The organism is Flavobacterium sp. AC105, from assembly GCF_979258495.1.
On the sequence record NZ_OZ409860.1, the window covers coordinates 2623950 to 2645383 of the forward strand.

Below are 21434 nucleotides of genomic sequence, written 5' to 3' on the forward strand. Positions count from 1 at the left end.
ATGCAAAATAAAATATACGATTTCATAGCCGTAGGAGTAGGTCCCTTTAATCTGGGTTTAGCGTGTCTTACAGCGCCAATTGAAAATCTCGACGGTTTGTTTTTTGATAAAAATGAATCTTTCAACTGGCATCCCGGAATGTTGCTGCAGGATACGACATTACAAATTCCGTTTCTGGCTGATTTAGTGACTTTGGCTGATCCTACAAGTCCTTTTAGTTTTTTAAAGTATATAAAAGAACAAGGTAAAATGTACTCGTTTTACATTCGTGAAAACTTTTTATTATTACGAAACGAATACAATCAATATTGCCAATGGGCGATTAAAAAGCTGCCGAATATCTTTTTTAATACCGAAGTAACTGCTATCGAATATGATGAAAATCAGGAAGTTTATATTGTAAAAACACTTTGTACAAAAACAAATACTGAGACAATTTACAAAACAAAAAAGATTGTTTTAGGAACCGGAACCACGCCTCATATTCCAAAATCATGTCAGTCCTTAAAAGGAAAAGCGGTTCATTCTTCAGCCTATCTTCAGAATAAAGCAGCATTACAAAAACAGAAATCAATCACCGTTTTAGGAAGCGGACAAAGTGCTGCCGAAGTTTTTAATGATTTATTGCAGGAAATTGATGTTTATGGATATCAGTTAAACTGGATTACAAGATCGTCCCGTTTCTTTCCGATGGATTACAGCAAATTAACGCTCGAAATGACGTCTCCGGAATATGTGGATTATTTTTACAGTCTTCCTTCAGAGAAAAGAGATTATTTACTTAAAGATCAAAAATTACTGTACAAAGGAATCAACAAAGATTTAATTGAAACCATTTTTGACACGATTTACAGCAAAAAAGTAAGTACCGAAATTGATGTCAATTTAAGAACAAATGCTGCTTGTACAAAAGCTTCTTTTGATGAAAATAAGCAGTCTTTTGAACTGGAATTACATCAGGCTGAACAAGATCGAAAATACCGTCATAAAACAGATGCACTGGTTCTTGCAACTGGTTATGGTTATAAATTACCACATTTTTTGGAGGGAATTACCAACCGGATTCAGTGGGATGAAAAAGGACGTTTTGCCACCAACAGAAACTATTCAATTGATATAAATTCAAACGAAGTTTTTGTTCAGAATGCCGAATTGCACACACACGGTTTTGTAACGCCTGATTTAGGAATGGCTTGTTACAGAAACTCTTATATTATTAAAGAAATCACCGGAATCGAATATTATACCGTAGAAACCAAAATTGCTTTTCAGGAATTTGGCGTACCTGCGGCAGAAAGGATTGAATCTCCGGTATTTGAAACAATTGCATAAGTATGGAAACAGTACAACCACAAAAAAAGAGAGTTTTGGCTATTGATATTGCCAGAGGAATAAGCGTCATTTTGATGATGATGATTCACACCATGTTAATTTACGGGACAATTGCCACGCAGACTAAAACTGTTTTAGGGGAAATTATTTTATGGCTGGGCCGAGGAACCACGATGTTTCTGGTCAGTATGGGAATTTCTTTTGTGTTATCCAGAAGACAAAGTTTTCTCGCCGTCTGCAAAAGGGCATTATACATTCTGGCAGTTGGTTACGGAATGAACTTTTTAAAATTTCTGGTTCCCGAATTTATTTTTGGCGGACTTCCGGAAGCTTTCGTTTCGGCTTATGGTTTAAAATCAGGAACGCTGCAAACTGGTTTATTCTTTTTGCTTTTAGGTGATATTTTGCAATTGGCCGGAATTACTTTACTCATTATGGGACTAATCAATCATTTTAGCAAAAGCAAATATGTACCGCTGATTGTCGCTTTATTCATTATTTCTGTTTCAAAAGAACTAAGCGGATATAGAATTGGAATTACCGGATTAGATTATATCTGTGATTTATTTTTCAGCAATCAGTTTAATGTTTATTTTCCTGTTTTTCCCTGGAGCGCTTTTATTTTAATCGGAATGTTTTTAGGAAGATGGTACAAAGAATTAAACGAAAATCAGGAAGAATTTTTTAAGAAAATGTTATTTGTTGGTCTGGCTTTTATTCTTGTTGGAGGGATTTTAAACTTCTCAAACCCGGAATATCATTTTGGGGATTATTACCATTTAGGTCCTGGCGGAAGCATTTTATTATTAGGAACCAATCTCGTTTTATACTGGCTGATCAATGTCCTTGTTCATTTGGTTAAAGAAGATAACGGTGTATTTAATGTACTGAAATTTTGCAGCAGACACGTCACCAGTTTATATGTCATTCAATGGGTTTTAATTAATTGGGGAATGTATGTAATTGGTTTCTGGAACCAAAATCAGTTAACGGTTTTAGGATTATTTCCAGTTGTAATTGCAACAAGTATCAGTATTCAGTTGGTTTATAATGAGATCAAAGCACAATTACGTTCCAAACGAAAGAATCGTAGCGAAGTGCTTGTAAATAGTTAGAACCATTTTATTAATATGTAAAAGGTTTTATAGTAGAGGCGCACAGCAATGCGTCTACGCAAAGTATTTCTACCACGAATTTCACCAATTACCACAAATCATTATGCTTAATTAATTAGTAAAATTAGAGTAATTCGTGGCAAACTTCATTTAAGGATGAAGTAAATATTAATTTAAATAGTTATAAAAATGAGTACATATAATCCTGTTTATTCCACCACAATTCCGGATTTTGGAGTAATAGATTTTCGTCCGCTGCAACTGGAAAACGATGCCAGAATAATCCATGATTGGGTCAATCGTGATTACGCCCAATACTGGGGCATGCAGGGGAAAAATTTGGAAGAAGTTCGTTTAGAATACGAAAAAATTACCAAAGAATCAGATGTTTTTATCGGACTTGTAAATGGCGAAGTTTCCTTTTTATTAGAACGTTACAATCCAAAACTGGATATAATTGGCAACTATTACACCGTTGCTGATTATGATTGCGGTATGCACATAATTGTAGCTCCGTCAATAAAACCGGTTCATCAGTTTACGTGGCATATTTTTTCGAGCATTATGAAATTTATTTTCAGAGATCTTACCATTCAACGCATTGTAGTTGAGCCGGATATCAGAAATAAAAAAATGTTTGACATCTGTCACCGCGTAGGTTTTGAAGATGCCGATGTCATTAATTTGCCGCATAAAACCGCCTTGATTGCCTTTTGTACAAGAGAACAATTCATTAAAAAAATAGATTCATTTAACCTCAATTATACCGAAATGAATAACGAAAATCAATTAGAATTTCCGGAAAAAGCGATTACACATATTCAACCCGAAGTCTGGGAAAAAGCCAATCGATTGTTGGTAAAAAAAGCCATTTGCGAGTTTTCTCACGAGCTTTTAATAAGCCCTGTTTTAGAAGCTGACACTCAAAAATATGTTTTATTTTCTGATGATAATACGATTAAATATTCCTTTAAAGGTCAGTTACTTGCAATGAATCACTTAAATATTGAAGTGAACACAATTTCAAAGTATAAAAACGACCAATTAATTGCTTTGGATGCCGTAGATTTTATTCAGGAATTCAAAAACAGTTTAGGAATTTCGGCACAATTATTACCGTCATATATCGAAGAAATTATCAGCACACTTTACGGAAGCTGTTATAAATTATTAAAAGAAAATTCGACTTCAAAATCACTCGCCAATTCTGATTTTCAAACGATCGAACAAGCCATGATGGAAGGTCATCCGGGATTTGTGGCCAACAACGGAAGAATTGGGTACAATAGTATGGATTACAAAGCATATGCACCGGAAGCCGGAAATCCGTTTAAGATTTTATGGCTCGCCGGACATCGTGACAGAACCGTTTACGCCGGAACCAAAAAACTGGATTACGATACTTTAATCCAACAGGAATTAGGCGAAGAAACAATTGCAAAATTCAATGCAGCAATCCAAAAAAAAGGACAAAATCCGGCTGATTATTTCTTTATTCCCGTACATCCATGGCAATGGTTTAATAAACTCGCCAATTTATTTTCGCCGGAAATTGCAAAAGGAAAATTAATTTGTGTGGGTTACGGACCGGATTTATATCAGGCGCAGCAATCCATCAGAACCTTATTTAATTTAAGCAATCCTAAAAAGTTTTATACCAAAACATCACTTTCAATTTTGAATATGGGTTTTATGCGTGGTTTGCCGGTTTTTTATTTAGGAACAGCGCCGGAAATGGCAGAATGGCTGGATCAGTTGTTAAGCGGTGACGAATATTTGCAAAAAGTGGGCTTCGGAATGTTGGGAGAAGTAGCTTCTGTAAGTTACATAAATCCATATTTTGAAAGCTTCGGAAAACACAATCCGTACAACAAAATGATCGCTTCTTTATGGAGAGAAAGTCCCGTGGCAAAACTCAAAAATGACGAACAATTAATGACAATGGCTGCGTTTTTACATCTCGATAAAGACGGAAAATCATTGTTGTCTGAAATTATTAAAGCATCACATTTGTCTATAGATGATTGGCTTACAGAATATTTCAAGGTTTATTTGAGCCCTTTATTGCATTGTTTTTATCAATACGACCTGGTTTTTATGCCACATGGCGAAAACCTGATTTTAGGATTAGAAAATCACATTCCGGTACGTTCTTTCATGAAAGATATTACCGAAGAAGCCGTTATTCTAAATCCTAATGTTGAGGTTCCGAAAAATATTGACCGAATTTATGCGGAAGTTCCGGAAGACGTAAAATTACTTTCGATTTTTATTGATGTTTTTGATGGATTTTTCCGTTTTATGTCTGCAATTTTAGTTTCCAGTGATGGTTTTTCACAAGAACGTTACTGGGAATTAGTGGCAGAATGCATCTCTGATTATCAGGAACAAAACCCGCACTTGGAAGCAAAATTTGAGAAATATGATTTGTTTGCCAATGAATTTCAATTGTCCTGCCTGAATCGTTTACAACTGAATAATAACAAAACCATGATCGATTTGGATGATCCGGTAGCATTATTGCAATTTCAGGGAAAATTACAAAACCCAATCGCGCCTTATAAAAAAATAATAGCCTAAACAGATGATGAATAGTATAATAATTCCTCCGGAAAATGATGTCACTTCTGATGTTGTTTTTGTAAAAACGATTCCTGGTTTAGGTGTTTTTGAACTGCGTCCCATTAATATGGAAACAGACATTAAACTCTTGCATAACTGGGTAAATCGAGAATATGCAGTGTATTGGGAAATGAACGGATTTTCGTTGGAAGAAGTAAAAGAAGCCTATTGTAAAATTCAGGAAAAAGCACAGGTATATATAGGACTTTTCAATCATAAAACTGCTTTTTTATTAGAATGTTACGATCCTGAAAATGATGTCGTAGGAAACTATTATCAAGCTGAAAAAGGCGATAAAGGCATGCATATTTTAGTCGCGCCTTTAGAGAAATCAATTCCAAATTTTACCTGGACAATTTTTACCGTCATACTTGATTTTATTTTTTCAGATTCAAAAAACCAGCGTATTGTGGTAGAACCCGATGCAAGAAATCATAAAATTCATTTGCTGAATAAAAAAGCCGGATTTGTTTTTCAGCGTGTACTCGATCTGCCGCATAAAAAAGCACATTTAGAATTTTGCACCCGAAACGATTATTACAAAGCATTACAGTCGGTTTAATTTTATAAAAATGAAAATACCAACCCAAAACATAAAGCACTTAACAAAAGAGAACTGGAACAAGGCCAATGTTATTTTGCTCAGGAAAACGTTAAGCGAATTTGCGCACGAATTATTGATCGAGCCCATTTCTAAAGGGAATAATTGCTATAGTATTTCTTCACCCGATAAAAAGGCAGAATATACTTTTCAGGCTTCAATATTGGCTCTAAACCATTGGTTAATTGCTGTAGATTCCATAAAAAAGACAATTGATGGCAAAGATTCGCCTTTACATTTATTAGAATTTATAATAGAATTCAAAGACATTTTAGGCATCAGCGAAAATTTATTGTCCACTTATCTTGAAGAGATTACCAGTACTTTATACAGTACAGCGTATAAAATAGCGAACGAAAAATATACGTCAAAAGATTTGCTTGCACTGGATTATCAAATTATCGAGCACGCCATGACCGAAGGACATCCTTGTTTTGTGGCGAATAGCGGAAAAAATGGTTTTAACATTGATGATTTTGCTAATTTTTCTCCGGAAGCCAACGCGCCAATACAATTATTGTGGATTGCCGGACACAGGAGCAAAGCCACTTTTACAGCGATTGAAGAATTAAGCTATGAAAAAGTATTGCAGCAGGAATTGGATGTCAAAACGATTTTAGCTTTCGAAAACGTCCTGAAAAATCAGGGATTAAATACTAAAGATTATTATTTTTTTCCCGTCCATCCGTGGCAATGGTTCAATAAATTAGCACTCATTTTTGCGCCTGATATTGCCGAAGGACATTTAATCTGTCTGGGATATGGCGAAGATTATTATTCTGCACAACAATCGATTCGGACTTTTTTTAATACTACTTCGCCGGATAAATTTTATGCTAAAACAGCACTTTCGGTTATCAATATGGGATTTATGCGCGGACTTTCTCCGTATTATATGGAAAGTACGCCGGCAATTACAAAATGGGTTGCTGACCTGGTAGAAAATGATGCTTATTTACAGCAAAAAGGTTTTACATTATTGGGAGAAGTTGCGACGATTGGCTACCGAAATTTCTTGTATGAACCTTTAGGAAGAAGTATTCCGCACAATAAAATGCTCGCTGTTTTATGGCGCGAAAGCCCAATCCCAAAATTATCCCAAAACCAAAATATTATGACGATGGCGGCTTTATTGCATGTCGATCAGTCTGGAAATGCATTTGTATCTGAGTTAATTAAAAAGTCGGGTATTTCGGCGAAAGCCTGGATTGGGCGTTATTTAGATGCCTATTTTTCGCCTTTATTGCATTGTTTTTATCAGCATGAAATGGTCTTCATGCCACACGGCGAAAACTTGATTCTGGTGCTCGAAAATCATATTCCCGTAAAAGCGATCATGAAAGATATTACCGAAGAAGTCATACTTTTTAATGCCGAAATTCCGCTTCCCGAAAAAGTAAAACGCATTCATATTGATATGAAAGAACCGTTAAAAATCCTATGTATTTTTAATGATGTATTCCAGTTTTATTTCCGTTTTCTTTCTGCCATATTATCAGAAAAACAAACATTTTCAGAAGAAGATTTTTGGTCCGAAGTTGCTAATTGTATTCAACAATATCAGGAAGAACATCCTCATTTACAGGAACAATTCAAAAAATACAATTTGTTTGTTCCCGAATTTGATTCTTGTTGCCTGAACCGTTTGCAATTACGAAATAATAAGCAAATGCTGGATTTAGCAGATCCAATTGAAAGTCTTCAGTTTGTTGGAAAATTAAAAAATCCTGTTGCAGTTTTTAGTAAAGAACTAAAAGCTATTTCTGTATAACAAGATGGTACGAAAAAAACTTTGCATCTCTGCGTCTTAGTGGCAAAAAAAACTATGTTTTCAAAATAAAGTAGATGTTTTGTTTGATTAGGAATTTAAAACTTCACTCAATAACATCAGAAAATCATTAAACAATACGATTATCAATTGCAAAAAGAACCACGCACAAATCATGCTCATGCCTGTTAATTCAAAAAAATAAAGCATGTTGATTGTCCAGGTTTTAGAATAAAAAATTGTACTGCCGGAATTGAATTGTATTCTGATAATTATGCAAAAGACTGCTAACAGAATAAGCAAATACATAAATATTTCAGTTTCTAAGTTCATAAATTTTTTTAATTTATTTGATTAAAAAACAATTCGTGTATTAGGCTTGTAACGATATTCAATTTCAATTTGCAGAATTCACAGAGATACAGATAATTTTTCAAAATGACCAAAAACAATAAATGTCAAATTTAAGCAAAACTTATAAATTTTCAATTTCATATCCGGAAGCATTCTCTAAGTCGGACTGATTATTTTCAACAGGTTCATCCCAGTGTCCCCAATCGCCTTTATATGAAGTTCGGTATACTATATCACAATTATTTTCGCCATATACCAAAACCTGATATGGACATTTTTCAAATTTTTCAGTGGTTTGATTATTTACATTTTTCATGATGCGGATATTTAATTTTTAATGATAAAAATATCTCAACCTGAATGTTTTACGTTACATTATAATACTGATTTGTTATGGAATTTTCATGTTTCTGAAACTCATAGAGTTCGATGTTTTAGTAACATTCATATTTCCGGAACAGGAACAAATATTAAAGAATGTTTTTTTATCGAAATAGAAAATCGTTATTAATGATTTCGTTTTTAATATCTAATATTAATTTATAGACTGAAAGTGAGGGACTTTCAGTCTATTTTATTTTGAAAATATAATCAATAAATTTTTGATTTTAGAAATCAAAAAAAAGCAGCTTTGTGGCTTTTCAGCTTATTTTAAATTTTTTAATACCGGAATGAGTAATTCTGTCTTTAGGCGGTGCTTGTAATCTGGAGAAACATATTCAAAAAGTATATTGCTTTCGCGATTTACAATAAATACGGATGGAACTGGTAAGAAATTAGTATTCACACCATTAGATTGTATGTAAATTACACTTTTTCGGTTTTCCGGAGCTTCAAAAGCAATTCCCATAGCTTTTATTAATTCTCCTTTTGAGTCAGAAACCAAGGTGTATTTTAATTTATCTTCGTCTTCTGTCGCTTTTAAATTTTCGGGAGAATCGGGACTTACCGCAATAATTTGATATCCCAAATCCAAAATTTGTTTTTCGGCTTCAGCCAATGCCTGTAAGTGGATATTACAATATGGGCACCAGCCCCCACGATAAAAAACAAGAACTGTCTTTTTCTTTTGCAGCAGGTCTGAAATGTTCACATCTGTATTATCTGATAATTTTAAACTAAGGTTTGGAATCTTTTTTCCTATTATCAAGGGCGCGATATCACTCGCAGATTTAGCAATTACGTTCTGCGCATTAGCAAACGAAGTTAAGGTTACTAAAAAAATAAAAACTAATTTTTTCATATTGTATGGTTTACATCTTTTTGATGATGTAAAATTATTGTACTATGAAAAAGTAAAATGTCAGCTAAGTTACACTTAGCTCAAAATAATTATAATTTGGCAATATTGTAATGATAATTTCTTTTCTGCCGCGATTTAAAGCTGATTATTGATGCGAGGATCAGTTTAATAATTTTCAAAGAATAGAAAATAAAATTAGATTTGGGAAGAAGTTGTGTTTATATGTTATAGTTATAAAACGTTAAATTTTTCAATTAGTTGAATTTCATATTTACTTCTTCAAAGTCAGTTTAATACACTTATTTACGTCTTTAAGCATTTTAGTTTCTATCGCTTTGGTGAAGTTTTTTCTTAAAATAATAAGAAATCTTTTTAAAAAAAATCTCATTATTTATTTTTATTCTTTTATGTTTTTTTAATAAAAATCAAATAAACCCATATTTTTTACTAAAATCAAGGTTGAATAAATTTGATAAAAAGTAAATATTTTAATAATTTATTTACACAGACTGTTTTTTATTATCCTTTTTTTTGCCTATTTCAGAAATTATATTCGAGCAACCGGTTGTGTGTTTCAAAATGTTTTTTATATTTGTAATAAATACACTTATTAACTATTTTGGATTTAATTAAATTTTTATAACCTGACATTTCAAAGAGATGTTATAATACAAGGAACAATTAAAATGAAGCAGCGACAACTATTTTTACTATTATCATTATTATTTCTTTTCTCTTTTAATGCAATAAAAGTTAAGGACACTTTTGTAAAAGTGCAGTCTGCAAAACCTCCTGTTTTTTCTAATGTTGTTTACACAGGCGATGATCTTATTTATAAAAATAATCCATTGAAACCAGATGAGTTTTATTCGCCGGTTTTGCAAGGATGTTATCCGGATCCGGCAATTACAAGAAAAGGAGATGATTATTATATGGTTTGTTCTTCATTTGCGATGTTTCCCGGAGTTCCGATTTTTCATTCTAAAGATTTAGTGAACTGGACAGATCTTGGAGGCGTATTAAATAAGGTTTCAGAATTTAATCCTCATGATACCGGAATTAGTCAGGGCGTTTACGCACCAGGAATCACGTATAATCCTCACAATGATACTTTTTATATGATTGTAACAGCGTTTACGGGCAATATGGGGAATATTATAGTTAAAACAAAAGATCCCATGAAAGGGTGGGGAAGTCCGATAAAACTGGATTTTAACGGAATCGACCCTTGTATTTTCTTTGATGATAATGGCAAAGGTTATATCGTTCATAATGATGCTCCGGATAAAGGAAAAGAACTGTACGAAGGTCATCGTGTCATTAAGGTTTGGGAATATGATGTTGCTAATGATAAAGTAATTCCGGGAACGGATAAAATTATAGTAGACGGAGGTGTAGATCTTTCTAAAAAACCAATTTGGATTGAAGCGCCGCATTTGTATAAAAAAGATAATCGTTATTATTTAATGTGTGCCGAAGGAGGTACGGGCGATAATCATAGCGAAGTTATTTTTGTTAGTGATAGTCCAAAAGGTCCTTTTAAACCTGCGTCAAATAACCCGATTCTTACACAAAGGTATTTTCCACAAGACAGACCTGAAAAAGTGGACTGGGCTGGACATGCAGATATCGTTTTAGGTCCTGATAATAAATATTATGGCGTATTTCTGGGTATTCGTCCAAACGATAAAAACTGTGTAAATACGGGACGAGAAACTTTTATGCTTCCAGTAGACTGGTCGGGCGTTTTTCCTGTTTTTGAAAATGGATTAGTACCACTGGAGCCAAAAATAAAAATGCCTAAAGGCGTTACTGAAAACAGAACTGGTAAAGATGGATTTTTTCCTAATGGAAATTTTACGTTTACTGAAAATTTTACTTCCGAAAGATTAGATTACAGATGGATTGGATTGAGAGGACCCCGTGAAAGTTTTATTTCCATTACCAAAAAAGGATTGGAAATTAAGCCTTTTGAAGTAAATATTAAAGAAGTAAAACCAACATCTACACTTTTTTACAGACAACAGCACAATACTTTTTCTTTTGCAACGACAATAGACTTTAAACCAGCATCTGAAAAAGACCTTGCCGGAATTGTTTGTCTTCAGAACGAGCGTTTTAATTATGTTTTTGGAATAACAAAAAAAGGAAAAGACACATATATCTTGTTGGAAAGAACCGAAAAAGGAGCGTCAAAAATTATTGCAAGTGCTAAAATCGAAATCAAAAAAAATATCCGTCTGCAGGTAAAAGCAACGGGAGACAGTTACGAATTTAGTTATGCCTTAAATGGTACTGATTTTGAAAATTTAGGCGGAAGCGTTTCAGGTGATATCCTTTCTACAAATATGGCGGGAGGTTTTACAGGAGCATTAGTAGGCTTATATGCTACGGCTTCAAATGATGCACAAGTAAAATAATAGTGATATTAAATATATACAATGAAATCAATAACTAGATTTTTCGCATTTGCTGTTCTTTTTTTAATAATACAAAAAGGATATTCTCAAGATCAGGATTTTCACGTTTATTTGAGTTTTGGACAATCAAATATGGAAGGATATGCCAAAATAGAACCTCAAGATCTTGTGGGTATTGATGATCGTTTTCAGGTTTTGCAAGTTGTAAATTGTCCTGATACCAAACGAATAAAGGGAAATTGGTATACCGCCATTCCGCCGTTATGCCGTTGTAACACCGGATTAACACCTGTCGATTATTTTGGAAGAAACATGGTTGCTAATTTGCCTAAAAATGTAAAAGTCGGCGTTATAAATGTAGCCGTTGGCGGATGTAAAATTGAACTTTTTGATAAAGATAAGGAAGCAGATTATGTTGCAACTGCACCTGACTGGATGAAAGGAATACTTAAGGAATACAATAACAGTCCGTATTCGCGACTTGTTGAAATGGCAAAAATAGCTCAGAAAAAAGGAGTTATAAAAGGTATTTTACTGCATCAGGGAGAATCGAATACCGGAGATACACTTTGGACAAAAAAGGTAAAAATCGTGTACGACAATTTGATGAAAGATTTAAATCTGGATCCAAAAAAAGTGCCGTTGCTTTCGGGAGAAACAGTAAATGAAGATCAGAATGGCAAATGTGGAAGCATGAACAAAATTATTGCGACACTGCCAAAGACACTGCCAAATTCGTATGTAATTTCATCTAAAGGATGCACCGCTGAGCCTGATTTTTTGCATTTTAATGCTGCGGGCTACAGAGATTTAGGGAGACGTTATGCGGATAAAATGCTTTACTTATTGGGCTATAAATTCTCAGAAGGCAAAACGCCTTTAAGAGTTCAGGCGCCAATTGGTTTTGATGAATTAAATTCTAATATTCCATCCGGAAAAATAGAAAGTATCAGTTATGAATCTAAAACAGTAGAATCGGTAAGAAAAGCTACGGTTTATACGCCTCCGGGATTCAATAAAAAGAAAAAATATCCTGTTTTATATCTTTTACACGGAATAGGCGGAGATGAAAAAGAATGGCTCAACGGAGGAAATCCGCAGGTTATATTAGACAATCTTTATGCTGAAGGAAAACTGGAACCCATGATTGTTGTAATGCCAAACGGCAGGGCAATGAAAGACGATAGTGCCACCGGAAATATAATGGCTCCGGATAAAGTGCAGGCATTTACAGTTTTTGAAAAAGATTTACTAAACGATTTAATTCCGTTTATCGAAAAAAAATATCCTGTTTACAAAGACAGCCAACACCGTGCGATTGCCGGTTTGTCTATGGGTGGCGGGCAATCACTAAATTTTGGATTAGGCAATCTGGATAAATTTGCCTGGATAGGTGCTTTCTCAGCGGCGCCAAATACTAAAAAGCCGGAAGAATTACTTCCGAATCCCGAAGAAGCAAAAAAGAAATTAAAATTGCTCTGGATTTCCTGTGGAGATAATGACTGGCTTATCGAAAATAGCAGACGAACCCATGATTATTTATATAAAAATAATGTGCCGCATATTTATTACATCGAGCCCGGAGTTCATGATTTTAAAGTTTGGAAAAATGGTTTGTATATGTTTTCGCAGTTTTTGTTTAAGCCTGTCGATCCGTCTGTTTTTCCATCTTATACTATTTTAGGAGAGCCGGCACAGACCAATATCCGAAATGCAAAATATCCACAAATATTATCGGACAATCGGGTAGTTTTTAAAGTTAATGCGCCCGAAGCTTCAAAAGTACAAATTGATTTGGGCAGAAAGTACGATATGGCAAGAGATTCTGAAGGATTATGGACTGTTACAACTGATGTAATCAATAAAGGATTTAATTATTATTCTTTGCTTATTGATGGTGTGGCTGTAGCCGATCCGTCAAGCGAAACGTTTTATGGAATGGGACGTATGGCCAGCGGTATTGAAATTCCGAATAAAGAAGGAGATTTTTATGCTCTAAAAGCGGTGCCTCATGGTGATATCCGAATTAAGAAATACTTTTCGAAAGCAACAAATTCATGGCGCGAAATGTATGTTTATACACCGCCTGGTTATGAAAATTCCACAGAAAAATATCCTGTTTTATATCTCTTGCACGGAGGAGGCGAAGACCAAACCGGATGGGCTACACAAGGCAAAGCCAATTTGATTTTAGACAATTTAATAGCCGAAAACAAAGCTAAACCAATGGTAATCGCCATGCTTGACGGCAATATGGGAAATACCGGAGGAGTTGCAGATTTTAATGAAAATGCCTTGAAAGCTTTTGAAAACGAATTAAAAACAGGTGCAATTCCTTTTGTAGAAAGTAATTTTAAAGTAGCAACAGATGCTAAAAACAGAGCTTTGGCCGGATTATCAATGGGCGGATTACAGACACTTTATGCGGGTGTTAAAAATTCAGATTTATTTTCGAGTATAGGTGTTTTTAGTTCGGGATGGTGGGCCAATAATACAACATTATCAGAACCACAATATGAGTTTATGAAAAATAATGCTGCAGCTATAAATTCAAATATTAAAAACTTTTGGATTTCAATGGGAGGCAAGGAAGATATTGCTTTTGAAAATTGCAAAATTATGATGAGCAAATTTGATCAAATGGGCATTAAATATCAATATAGTGAATATCCGGGCGGTCATACCTGGCCAGTATGGAGACATGATTTATTTATGTTTGCCCCGTTGTTATTTAATTAATTATTGCAAATACCTAGAATTCAAAAGACAAAAAATTATGAAAATGTATTTGATTGGCATAGTGCTGTTTTTTGGAATTTCATTGGCTGCACAACAGACAGATGATTTAAAGCTTTGGTATAAAAATCCTGCCGGTGCCGTTTGGGAGAATGCTTTGCCGTTAGGGAATGGTTTTCAGGGCGCTATGGTTTATGGCAATATGGAGAAAGAAATTTTTCAATTAAATGAAGCAACAGTATGGAGCGGAAGTCCAAACCGGAATGATAATCCCGATGCAAAACAAGCTTTGGGAGAAATACGAAAACTTATTTTTGAGGGAGAATATAAAAAAGCTGAAAAACTGATAAATGAAAATATAATTACCAAGAAATCCCACGGACAAATGTTTCAGCCTGTGGGAAATTTAGAATTGAGTTTTTCAGATCAGCAGAATTTTACTAATTATTACCGGGAACTTGATATTGAAAAAGCGGTTGCAAAAACAGTTTATAAAGTAAATGACGTGACTTACACCCGCGAAGCATTTATGTCTTTTCCGGATCGTGTTTTAGTAATTAAACTTTCTGCTGATAAACCCGGAAAATTGTCATTTACAGCAGCTTTTACCTCGGAACATAAAAAACAGGAAATATCCGTTAACGGCAATAATGAACTTTTGCTTTCCGGAACGACAAGCGATCATGAAGGAATAGAAGGAAAGGTAAAATTTAATGCACTTGCAAGATTTAAAGTGAAGGGCGGGAGTATAAAAACGACTGGCAGTTCAATTAAAATTGAAGGTTCAGATTCAGTTCTGATTTATGTTTCTATTGCGACTAATTTTATTAATTATAATGATATCAGCGGCAACGAAAAGGAAGTTGCAAAGTCTTTTTTGGATAAAGCATTTGATAAGAATTATGATAAAATGAAGCAAACTCACATTGCATATTATCAAAAATATTTTAAAAGGGTTAAACTTGATTTGGGCACAACATCAGCATCAAAATTACCAACAGATGAACGATTGGCGAATTTCAGAACTGTTTCAGATCCTTCTTTTGTTGCTTTGTATTATCAATACGGACGGTATTTATTGATTTCGTCTTCACAGCCCGGCGGTCAGCCGGCGAATCTTCAGGGGATCTGGAATAAAAGTATGACACCGCCGTGGGACAGCAAATACACGATCAATATTAATACAGAAATGAATTATTGGCCGGCAGAGAAAACAAACTTATCTGAAATGCATGAACCTCTGCTAAAAATGATTAAGGAATTAGCCCAAACCGGAAAAGAAACGGCAAACGTAATGTACGGTTCACGTGGCTGGATGGCGCATCATAATACAGACATCTGGAGAATTAACGGAGCAGTTGACGGTGCCACGTGGGGAGTCTGGAACGCAGGCGGAGGCTGGCTAAGTCAGCATTTATGGGAACATTATCTGTATACGGGCGATAAGGTTTATCTTGAATCTGTCTATGAAATGCTTAAGGGCGCAGCCGATTTTTATGCTGATTTTTTAGTAATAGATCCGGTAAACGGATGGCTGGTCGCAGTGCCTGGAAATTCACCAGAAAATGCTCCGGCAGCACATCAGGGTTCAGCAGTAACGGCGGGTTCAACGATGGACAATCAAATTGTATTTGATGTTTTTAGTTCGGTTATAAAAGCAGCAGAAGTATTAGGAAAAAACAAACAATATGCAGATAGTTTAAGGACATTAAGAAATAGGCTTCCTCCTATGCAAATTGGCAAATACAATCAATTGCAGGAGTGGCTGGATGATGTGGATGATCCCAAAGATAACCACCGTCATATTTCGCATTTATATGGTTTATATCCTTCTAATCAGATTTCTGCATACCGAACTCCGGAACTTTTTGCAGCGGCAAAAAACACTTTATTACAAAGAGGCGATATATCTACCGGATGGAGTATGGGCTGGAAAGTAAACTGGTGGGCAAAAATGCAGGACGGCAATCACGCCTACAGTTTAATTCAAAATCAATTAACGCCTCTTGGTGTAAATACAGGTGGCGGCGGGACTTATAATAATCTTTTTGATGCGCATCCGCCTTTTCAAATTGATGGAAATTTTGGCTGTACATCAGGAATTACCGAGATGTTAATGCAAAGTTCAGATGATGCCATTCATTTGCTTCCCGCACTGCCGGATGCCTTAAAAGAATACGGAGAAATAACCGGTCTAAAAGCACACGGAGGTTTTGAAATTAAGGATTTGAAGTGGAAAAACGGTACATTAATTTCTGTAAGCATTCAGTCAAATCTTGGTGGAAATCTTCGATTAAGAACTCCAAATGCCATTTTTTTAAAAGGAAATAAAAATTTTAAAACAGCTTCTGGAATTAATTCAAATGTTTTTTATCAGACAGATGAGGTTAAAAAACCTGTTATAGCTGCAGCATCGACTATAAAACCTCTGGATATTGTCCCAACTTTTCTCTATGATATTGAGACTGAAAAGGGGAGGATTTACAATTTTTCAATTAAATAAAACAACCAAATCATAAAACATATATTAATTTCAATACCAAAACCATGAAAATTAATTATCTATATTTTGTAAGTTTACTCTGCATTTTTAATGTAAATGCACAACAATATCGCTTTAGAGATCCATCTTTGAGTTCAAAAGAACGTGCAGAAGATTTAATTTCAAGATTAACCCTTGAAGAAAAAGCTGCGTTAATGTGTGACCAAAGTGATGCAATACCAAGACTTGGAATTAAAAAATTCAATTGGTGGAGTGAAGCCCTTCATGGTTACGCCAACAATGATAATGTTACAGTTTTTCCAGAGCCTATTGGCATGGCTGCGTCATTTGACGATCAGTTTGTGTACCGTGTTTTTAATGCAGTTTCTGATGAAGCGCGCGCGAAATACAATCAATGGATTAAAAATGGGAATGAAAACAAACGCTTTTTGAGTTTGTCAGTATGGACTCCGAATGTAAATATCTTTAGGGATCCGCGTTGGGGACGAGGTCAGGAAACGTATGGAGAAGATCCTTACCTGACTTCAAGAATGGGAATTTCAGTTGTTAAAGGGTTACAAGGTCCGGCTGATGCTAAATACCGTAAACTTTTGGCCTGTGCCAAACATTTTGCCGTTCATTCAGGACCGGAATGGAGCAGACATGAACTGAATTTAAATAATGTAAATCCCCGTGAATTATACGAAACTTATCTTCCTGCCTTTAAAGCATTAGTTCAGGAGGCTGATGTACGTCAGGTTATGTGTGCTTATCAGCGTTTGGATGACGAACCTTGCTGCAGTAATACGCGTTTGTTACAGCGTATTTTGCGTGATGATTGGGGGTATAAATATATGGTGGTTTCAGATTGTGGGGCGGTTACTGATTTTTATACCACACATAAAGTTTCGTCAGATGCCACACATGCAGCATCAAAAGCCGTTCTTGCAGGAACTGATGTAGAATGTGTCTGGGAAAAATATCCTTTTAAAAATTTACCGGAAGCGGTTGAAAAAGATTTGATAAAAGAAACGGATATTAATAAAAGCCTGCTTCGTGTTTTAACGGGGCGTTTTGATCTGGGCGAAATGGATGACGATGCAATTGTTCCCTGGGCCCAAATTCCGGCATCTGTGCTTAATAGCAAGGAACATCAGCAATTAGCGCTTGAAATGGCTCAAAAGACAATGACACTTTTGCAAAATAAAAACAATATTTTACCTTTAAATAAAACCATAAACAAAGTTGCAGTTATAGGTCCAAATGCGGATAATGAACCCATGTTATGGGGAAATTATAATGGAACGCCAGTGAAAACTATTACTATTAAAAGCGGAATAGAATCTAAAGTTAGCGCAAATAAAATGGTTTATGATAAAGCCTGCGATTTAGTAGAAGACAAAGTAAACGAAACTTATTTTGACCAAATTTCCTTTGAAGGAAAAAAAGGAATGAAAGCGACTTATTGGAATAATCCAAACAGAGAAGGAAATAGTGTTGTATCGCAGCAAATTATAAATCCGATAAAAATGACGACTGCCGGACAGCATGAATTTGCTTCGGGAGTTAAATTAGAAGGGTTTTCGGCAAAATATGAAACAGAATTTATAGCGAAAGAAAATGATAGCCTTGTTTTTAAAACCGGCGCAACCGGCGCTTTTGAAATATTGGTTAACGGAAAATCCCTTGCAAAATATAACAATTGGCGTACGGTTCCGGGAAAAATTACTTTTGCAGTCGAAGCGGGTAAAAAATACAAAATCGAAATTTTGTATGCACAATCAAACAATTGGCAGGCGAATCTTGAATTCGATTTCGGAAAAGAACATGATATAGATTTCGGGGCATTGATTCAAAAATTAAAAGGCATCGATACGGTAATTTTCGTTGGCGGACTTTCTACACTTCTTGAAGGAGAAGAAATGCCGGTTTCGCTTCCTGGTTTTAAAGGCGGTGACCGTACCAATATTGAACTTCCTGCCGTTCAGAGAAAATGCCTGCAGGAACTTAAAGCTGCCGGTAAAAAAGTGATTTTTGTAAACTGCTCCGGTTCTGCGATTGCCTTAACGCCGGAAACAGCAAGCTGTGACGCGATTTTGCAAGCGTGGTATCCTGGAGAATCCGGAGGTCAGGCTGTTGCCGATGTTCTTTTTGGAGATTATAATCCAGCCGGAAAATTGCCGGTTTCGTTTTATAAAAATTCGGACATTTTAGGAAACTTTGAAGATTATTCGATGAAAGGGCGTACCTATAGATATACAACTAATGTTTTATTTCCGTTTGGTTTTGGCTTAAGCTATTCTAAATTCGAGATTGGAAAAGGAAATCTGAGCAAGACTAGGATAAATACTAATGAAAATACACAACTTAATTTTTCAATAAAAAACAGCAGCAAACGAGAAGGAACAGAAATTGTTCAGGTTTATGTTCGAAAAATAAAGGATACAGATGGTCCTTTAAAAACATTAAAAGCTTTTAAACGAATTGACTTAAAAGCCGGCGAAAAGCAAAATGTTACTATTGATTTACCTGCTTCTTCATTTGAATTTTATGATGAAAGTAAAAGAGGAATCAATGTAACTTCGGGTGAATATGAAGTTTTTTATGGCACGAGTTCAGATGCAAAAGATTTACAAAAAATTAAAGTATCAATTCAATAAATTAGCTTTCTGTTTAAAAACCAAAAATAATTAATCTTAAGTGCGTTATGAGTTTTAAATATATGATATGTTTAGGTCTGTTTGTTTTTTTTAAGTTAAATGCACAATCAGTTATAAAAAGTCCTGACGGAAAACTTAAAGTTTCTGTTTCAATTTCGGGCGGAATGCCTTTTTACAGTATTTCATACAATGACAAAACGTTCTTAGAAAATTCTCCACTGGGTTTAAAAACTAGTGTTGGTGACTTTACAACAGGATTAATTTTAAAATCAGATCCAAATCAAAATAAAATCGATGAAACCTATAAACTTCCTAATATAAAACAGAGCAATGTACATTATGAAGCAAACGAAGCCGTATTTTCTTTCACTAAAGAAAACAAAGCTGCTGTTGATATAATATTTAAAATAAGCAATAATAATGTCGCTTTTAAATATAAAATATATCCGCAAAATAATGTCCTCGCATGTGTGGTGCAGGAAGAAGCTTCTGGGTTTATGCTGCCTGTAGGAACAACAACATTTCTTTGTCCGCAAAGTAAACCAATGACCGGCTATGCCAGAAGTGCGCCAAGTTATGAAACCTCTTATACCTTAGATGCTCCAATGGGAAAAAACGGTTTGGGTGAAGGTTATACATTTCCGTGTTTGTTTAAAGTAAAAAATAACGGCTGGATTTTAATATCAGAGACAGGCGTAGATGGCAATTATTGTGGCAGCAGGTTAATTGGGCACGATAAAGGATTGTACACGATTGGATTTCCGATGGAAGGAGAAAATAACGGAAACGGAACCACAGCACCGGGAATATCACTTATTGGCGAAACTCCCTGGCGAACCATTACTGTTGGCGAAACCCTTGCTCCAATTGTAGCAACTACGATTCCGTTTGATTTGGTTCAACCAAAATACGAAGCTTCAACAGAATATAAATATACCAAAGGTTCCTGGAGCTGGATCATGAAAATGGATGATAACACTACTTTTCCGGTCCAAAAACAATACATCGATTTTAGTGCTGCAATGGGATATGAAACCATCCTGATCGATGCACTCTGGGATACTCAGATAGGAAAAGATAAAATTGCAGAATTAGCAAAATATGGTGCCGGAAAAGGCGTTGGCTTGTATTTATGGTACAACTCGAATGGGTATTGGAATGATGCACCGCAAAGTCCAAGAGGAAAAATGGATAATGCAACAATTCGCCGTCAGGAAATGGCCTGGATGAAAAGTATTGGCGTAAAAGGAATTAAAGTCGATTTTTTTGGCGGTGACAAACAAGTCACCATGAAATTATACGAAGATATCCTGACAGCTGCCAATGATTTTGGATTAATGGTTATTTTCCACGGCTGTACATTGCCAAGAGGCTGGGAGCGCATGTACCCTAATTATGCGGCGAGTGAAGCTGTTTTGGCAAGCGAAAATCTGCATTTCGGACAAGCGAGTTGTGACAATGAAGCGACGAATGCCGCAACACATACTTTTATTCGAAACACGGTAGGAAGTATGGATTTTGGCGGAAGTGCCTTAAATAAATTTTACAACAGTGATAACATTCCCAATAAAGGTTCAAAACGAATGACTTCGGATGTGTTTGCTTTAGCGGCAGCAGTACTTTTTCAAAGCGGCGTTCAGCATTTTGCACTGGCACCAAATAATTTAACCGATGCTCCTGCGTGGGCAATCGATTTTATGAAAGAAGTGCCAACGACCTGGGATGAGGTTCGTTTTTTAGAAGGATATCCCGGTAAATACGCAATTTTTGCCCGTAGAAAAGGAACAAATTGGTATATAGCAGGAATTAATGCTCAAAAGGAAACACTAAAAATTAAAGTAAAATTGCCAATGATTGTTTCAGGAACAGCATTAAAATATTATGCTGATAATGAAAAATTAAATGGCAAAGTCGAAACAATAAAGCTTAAAAGTAATCAGGAAGTTGAAATTAAAATCCCTTGTAACGGCGGAATAGTTTTATTGAATTAATGGCAGCTTTTTACGATCAGAAAATAGAAACCTGAAGAAAATTTTTAGATTTTTTCTTTTTAATTGTGAGAGAATAAAAACAAAATTTTAAGCTTAAAAATAATCTTTAT

12 protein-coding genes are annotated in these 21434 nt (G+C 35.1%); 10 read left to right on the forward strand and 2 right to left on the reverse strand.

Features of this window, described 5'->3' with window-relative positions; genetic code table 11:
- The 5 genes from ACZ0AH_RS10955 to ACZ0AH_RS10975 all read left to right on the forward strand — a co-directional run bounded on the left by ACZ0AH_RS10955 (position 1) and on the right by ACZ0AH_RS10975 (position 7441).
- Positions 1-1332, forward strand: a complete 1332-nt coding sequence (locus tag ACZ0AH_RS10955; RefSeq protein WP_463475842.1) for a lysine N(6)-hydroxylase/L-ornithine N(5)-oxygenase family protein — start codon at positions 1-3, stop codon at positions 1330-1332.
- Positions 1333-1334: 2 nt separating this feature from the next.
- Positions 1335-2447, forward strand: a complete 1113-nt coding sequence (locus tag ACZ0AH_RS10960; protein ID WP_463475843.1) for a heparan-alpha-glucosaminide N-acetyltransferase domain-containing protein — start codon at positions 1335-1337, stop codon at positions 2445-2447.
- A 189-nt stretch (positions 2448-2636) separates the two neighbouring features.
- Entirely contained in the window at positions 2637-5027 is a 2391-nt protein-coding gene (locus tag ACZ0AH_RS10965; protein ID WP_463475844.1) for a GNAT family N-acetyltransferase, read from the forward strand.
- A 4-nt stretch (positions 5028-5031) separates the two neighbouring features.
- Positions 5032-5631 (forward strand): GNAT family N-acetyltransferase, encoded by a 600-nt coding sequence (locus ACZ0AH_RS10970; RefSeq protein ID WP_463475845.1) that lies wholly within the window; start codon positions 5032-5034, stop codon positions 5629-5631.
- Positions 5632-5641: 10 nt separating this feature from the next.
- A complete protein-coding gene (locus tag ACZ0AH_RS10975; RefSeq protein WP_463475846.1) occupies positions 5642-7441 on the forward strand; it encodes an IucA/IucC family protein in 1800 nt (599 codons plus the stop codon).
- 472 nt (positions 7442-7913) lie between these two features.
- On the opposite strand, the gene ACZ0AH_RS10980 is transcribed toward ACZ0AH_RS10975, so the two are convergent.
- Both ACZ0AH_RS10980 and ACZ0AH_RS10985 read right to left on the reverse strand, forming a co-directional pair.
- Positions 7914-8108: a hypothetical protein gene (locus ACZ0AH_RS10980; RefSeq protein ID WP_463475847.1), complete on the reverse strand. Its 195-nt coding sequence runs from the start codon at positions 8106-8108 to the stop codon at positions 7914-7916.
- A gap of 330 nt (positions 8109-8438) precedes the next feature.
- Positions 8439-9035, reverse strand: coding sequence for a peroxiredoxin-like family protein (locus tag ACZ0AH_RS10985; RefSeq protein ID WP_463475848.1), 597 nt, complete (start codon positions 9033-9035; stop codon positions 8439-8441).
- 686 nt (positions 9036-9721) lie between these two features.
- Between ACZ0AH_RS10985 and ACZ0AH_RS10990 the strand changes: the two genes are divergently transcribed.
- Genes ACZ0AH_RS10990 through ACZ0AH_RS11010 form a run of 5 tightly spaced genes read left to right on the forward strand, consistent with a single transcriptional unit; the run spans position 9722 to position 21324 of the window.
- Entirely contained in the window at positions 9722-11455 is a 1734-nt protein-coding gene (locus tag ACZ0AH_RS10990; RefSeq protein WP_463475849.1) for a glycoside hydrolase family 43 protein, read from the forward strand.
- A gap of 21 nt (positions 11456-11476) precedes the next feature.
- Positions 11477-14194: an alpha/beta hydrolase-fold protein gene (locus ACZ0AH_RS10995; RefSeq protein WP_463475850.1), complete on the forward strand. Its 2718-nt coding sequence runs from the start codon at positions 11477-11479 to the stop codon at positions 14192-14194.
- Between the two features lie 37 nt (positions 14195-14231).
- A complete protein-coding gene (locus ACZ0AH_RS11000) occupies positions 14232-16694 on the forward strand; it encodes a glycoside hydrolase family 95 protein (protein ID WP_463475851.1) in 2463 nt (820 codons plus the stop codon).
- 44 nt (positions 16695-16738) lie between these two features.
- Positions 16739-19333: a xylan 1,4-beta-xylosidase gene (xyl3A, locus tag ACZ0AH_RS11005; protein WP_463475852.1), complete on the forward strand. Its 2595-nt coding sequence runs from the start codon at positions 16739-16741 to the stop codon at positions 19331-19333.
- A 47-nt stretch (positions 19334-19380) separates the two neighbouring features.
- Positions 19381-21324, forward strand: a complete 1944-nt coding sequence (locus tag ACZ0AH_RS11010) for a glycoside hydrolase family 97 protein (RefSeq protein ID WP_463475853.1) — start codon at positions 19381-19383, stop codon at positions 21322-21324.
- Positions 21325-21434: the final 110 nt, after the last annotated feature.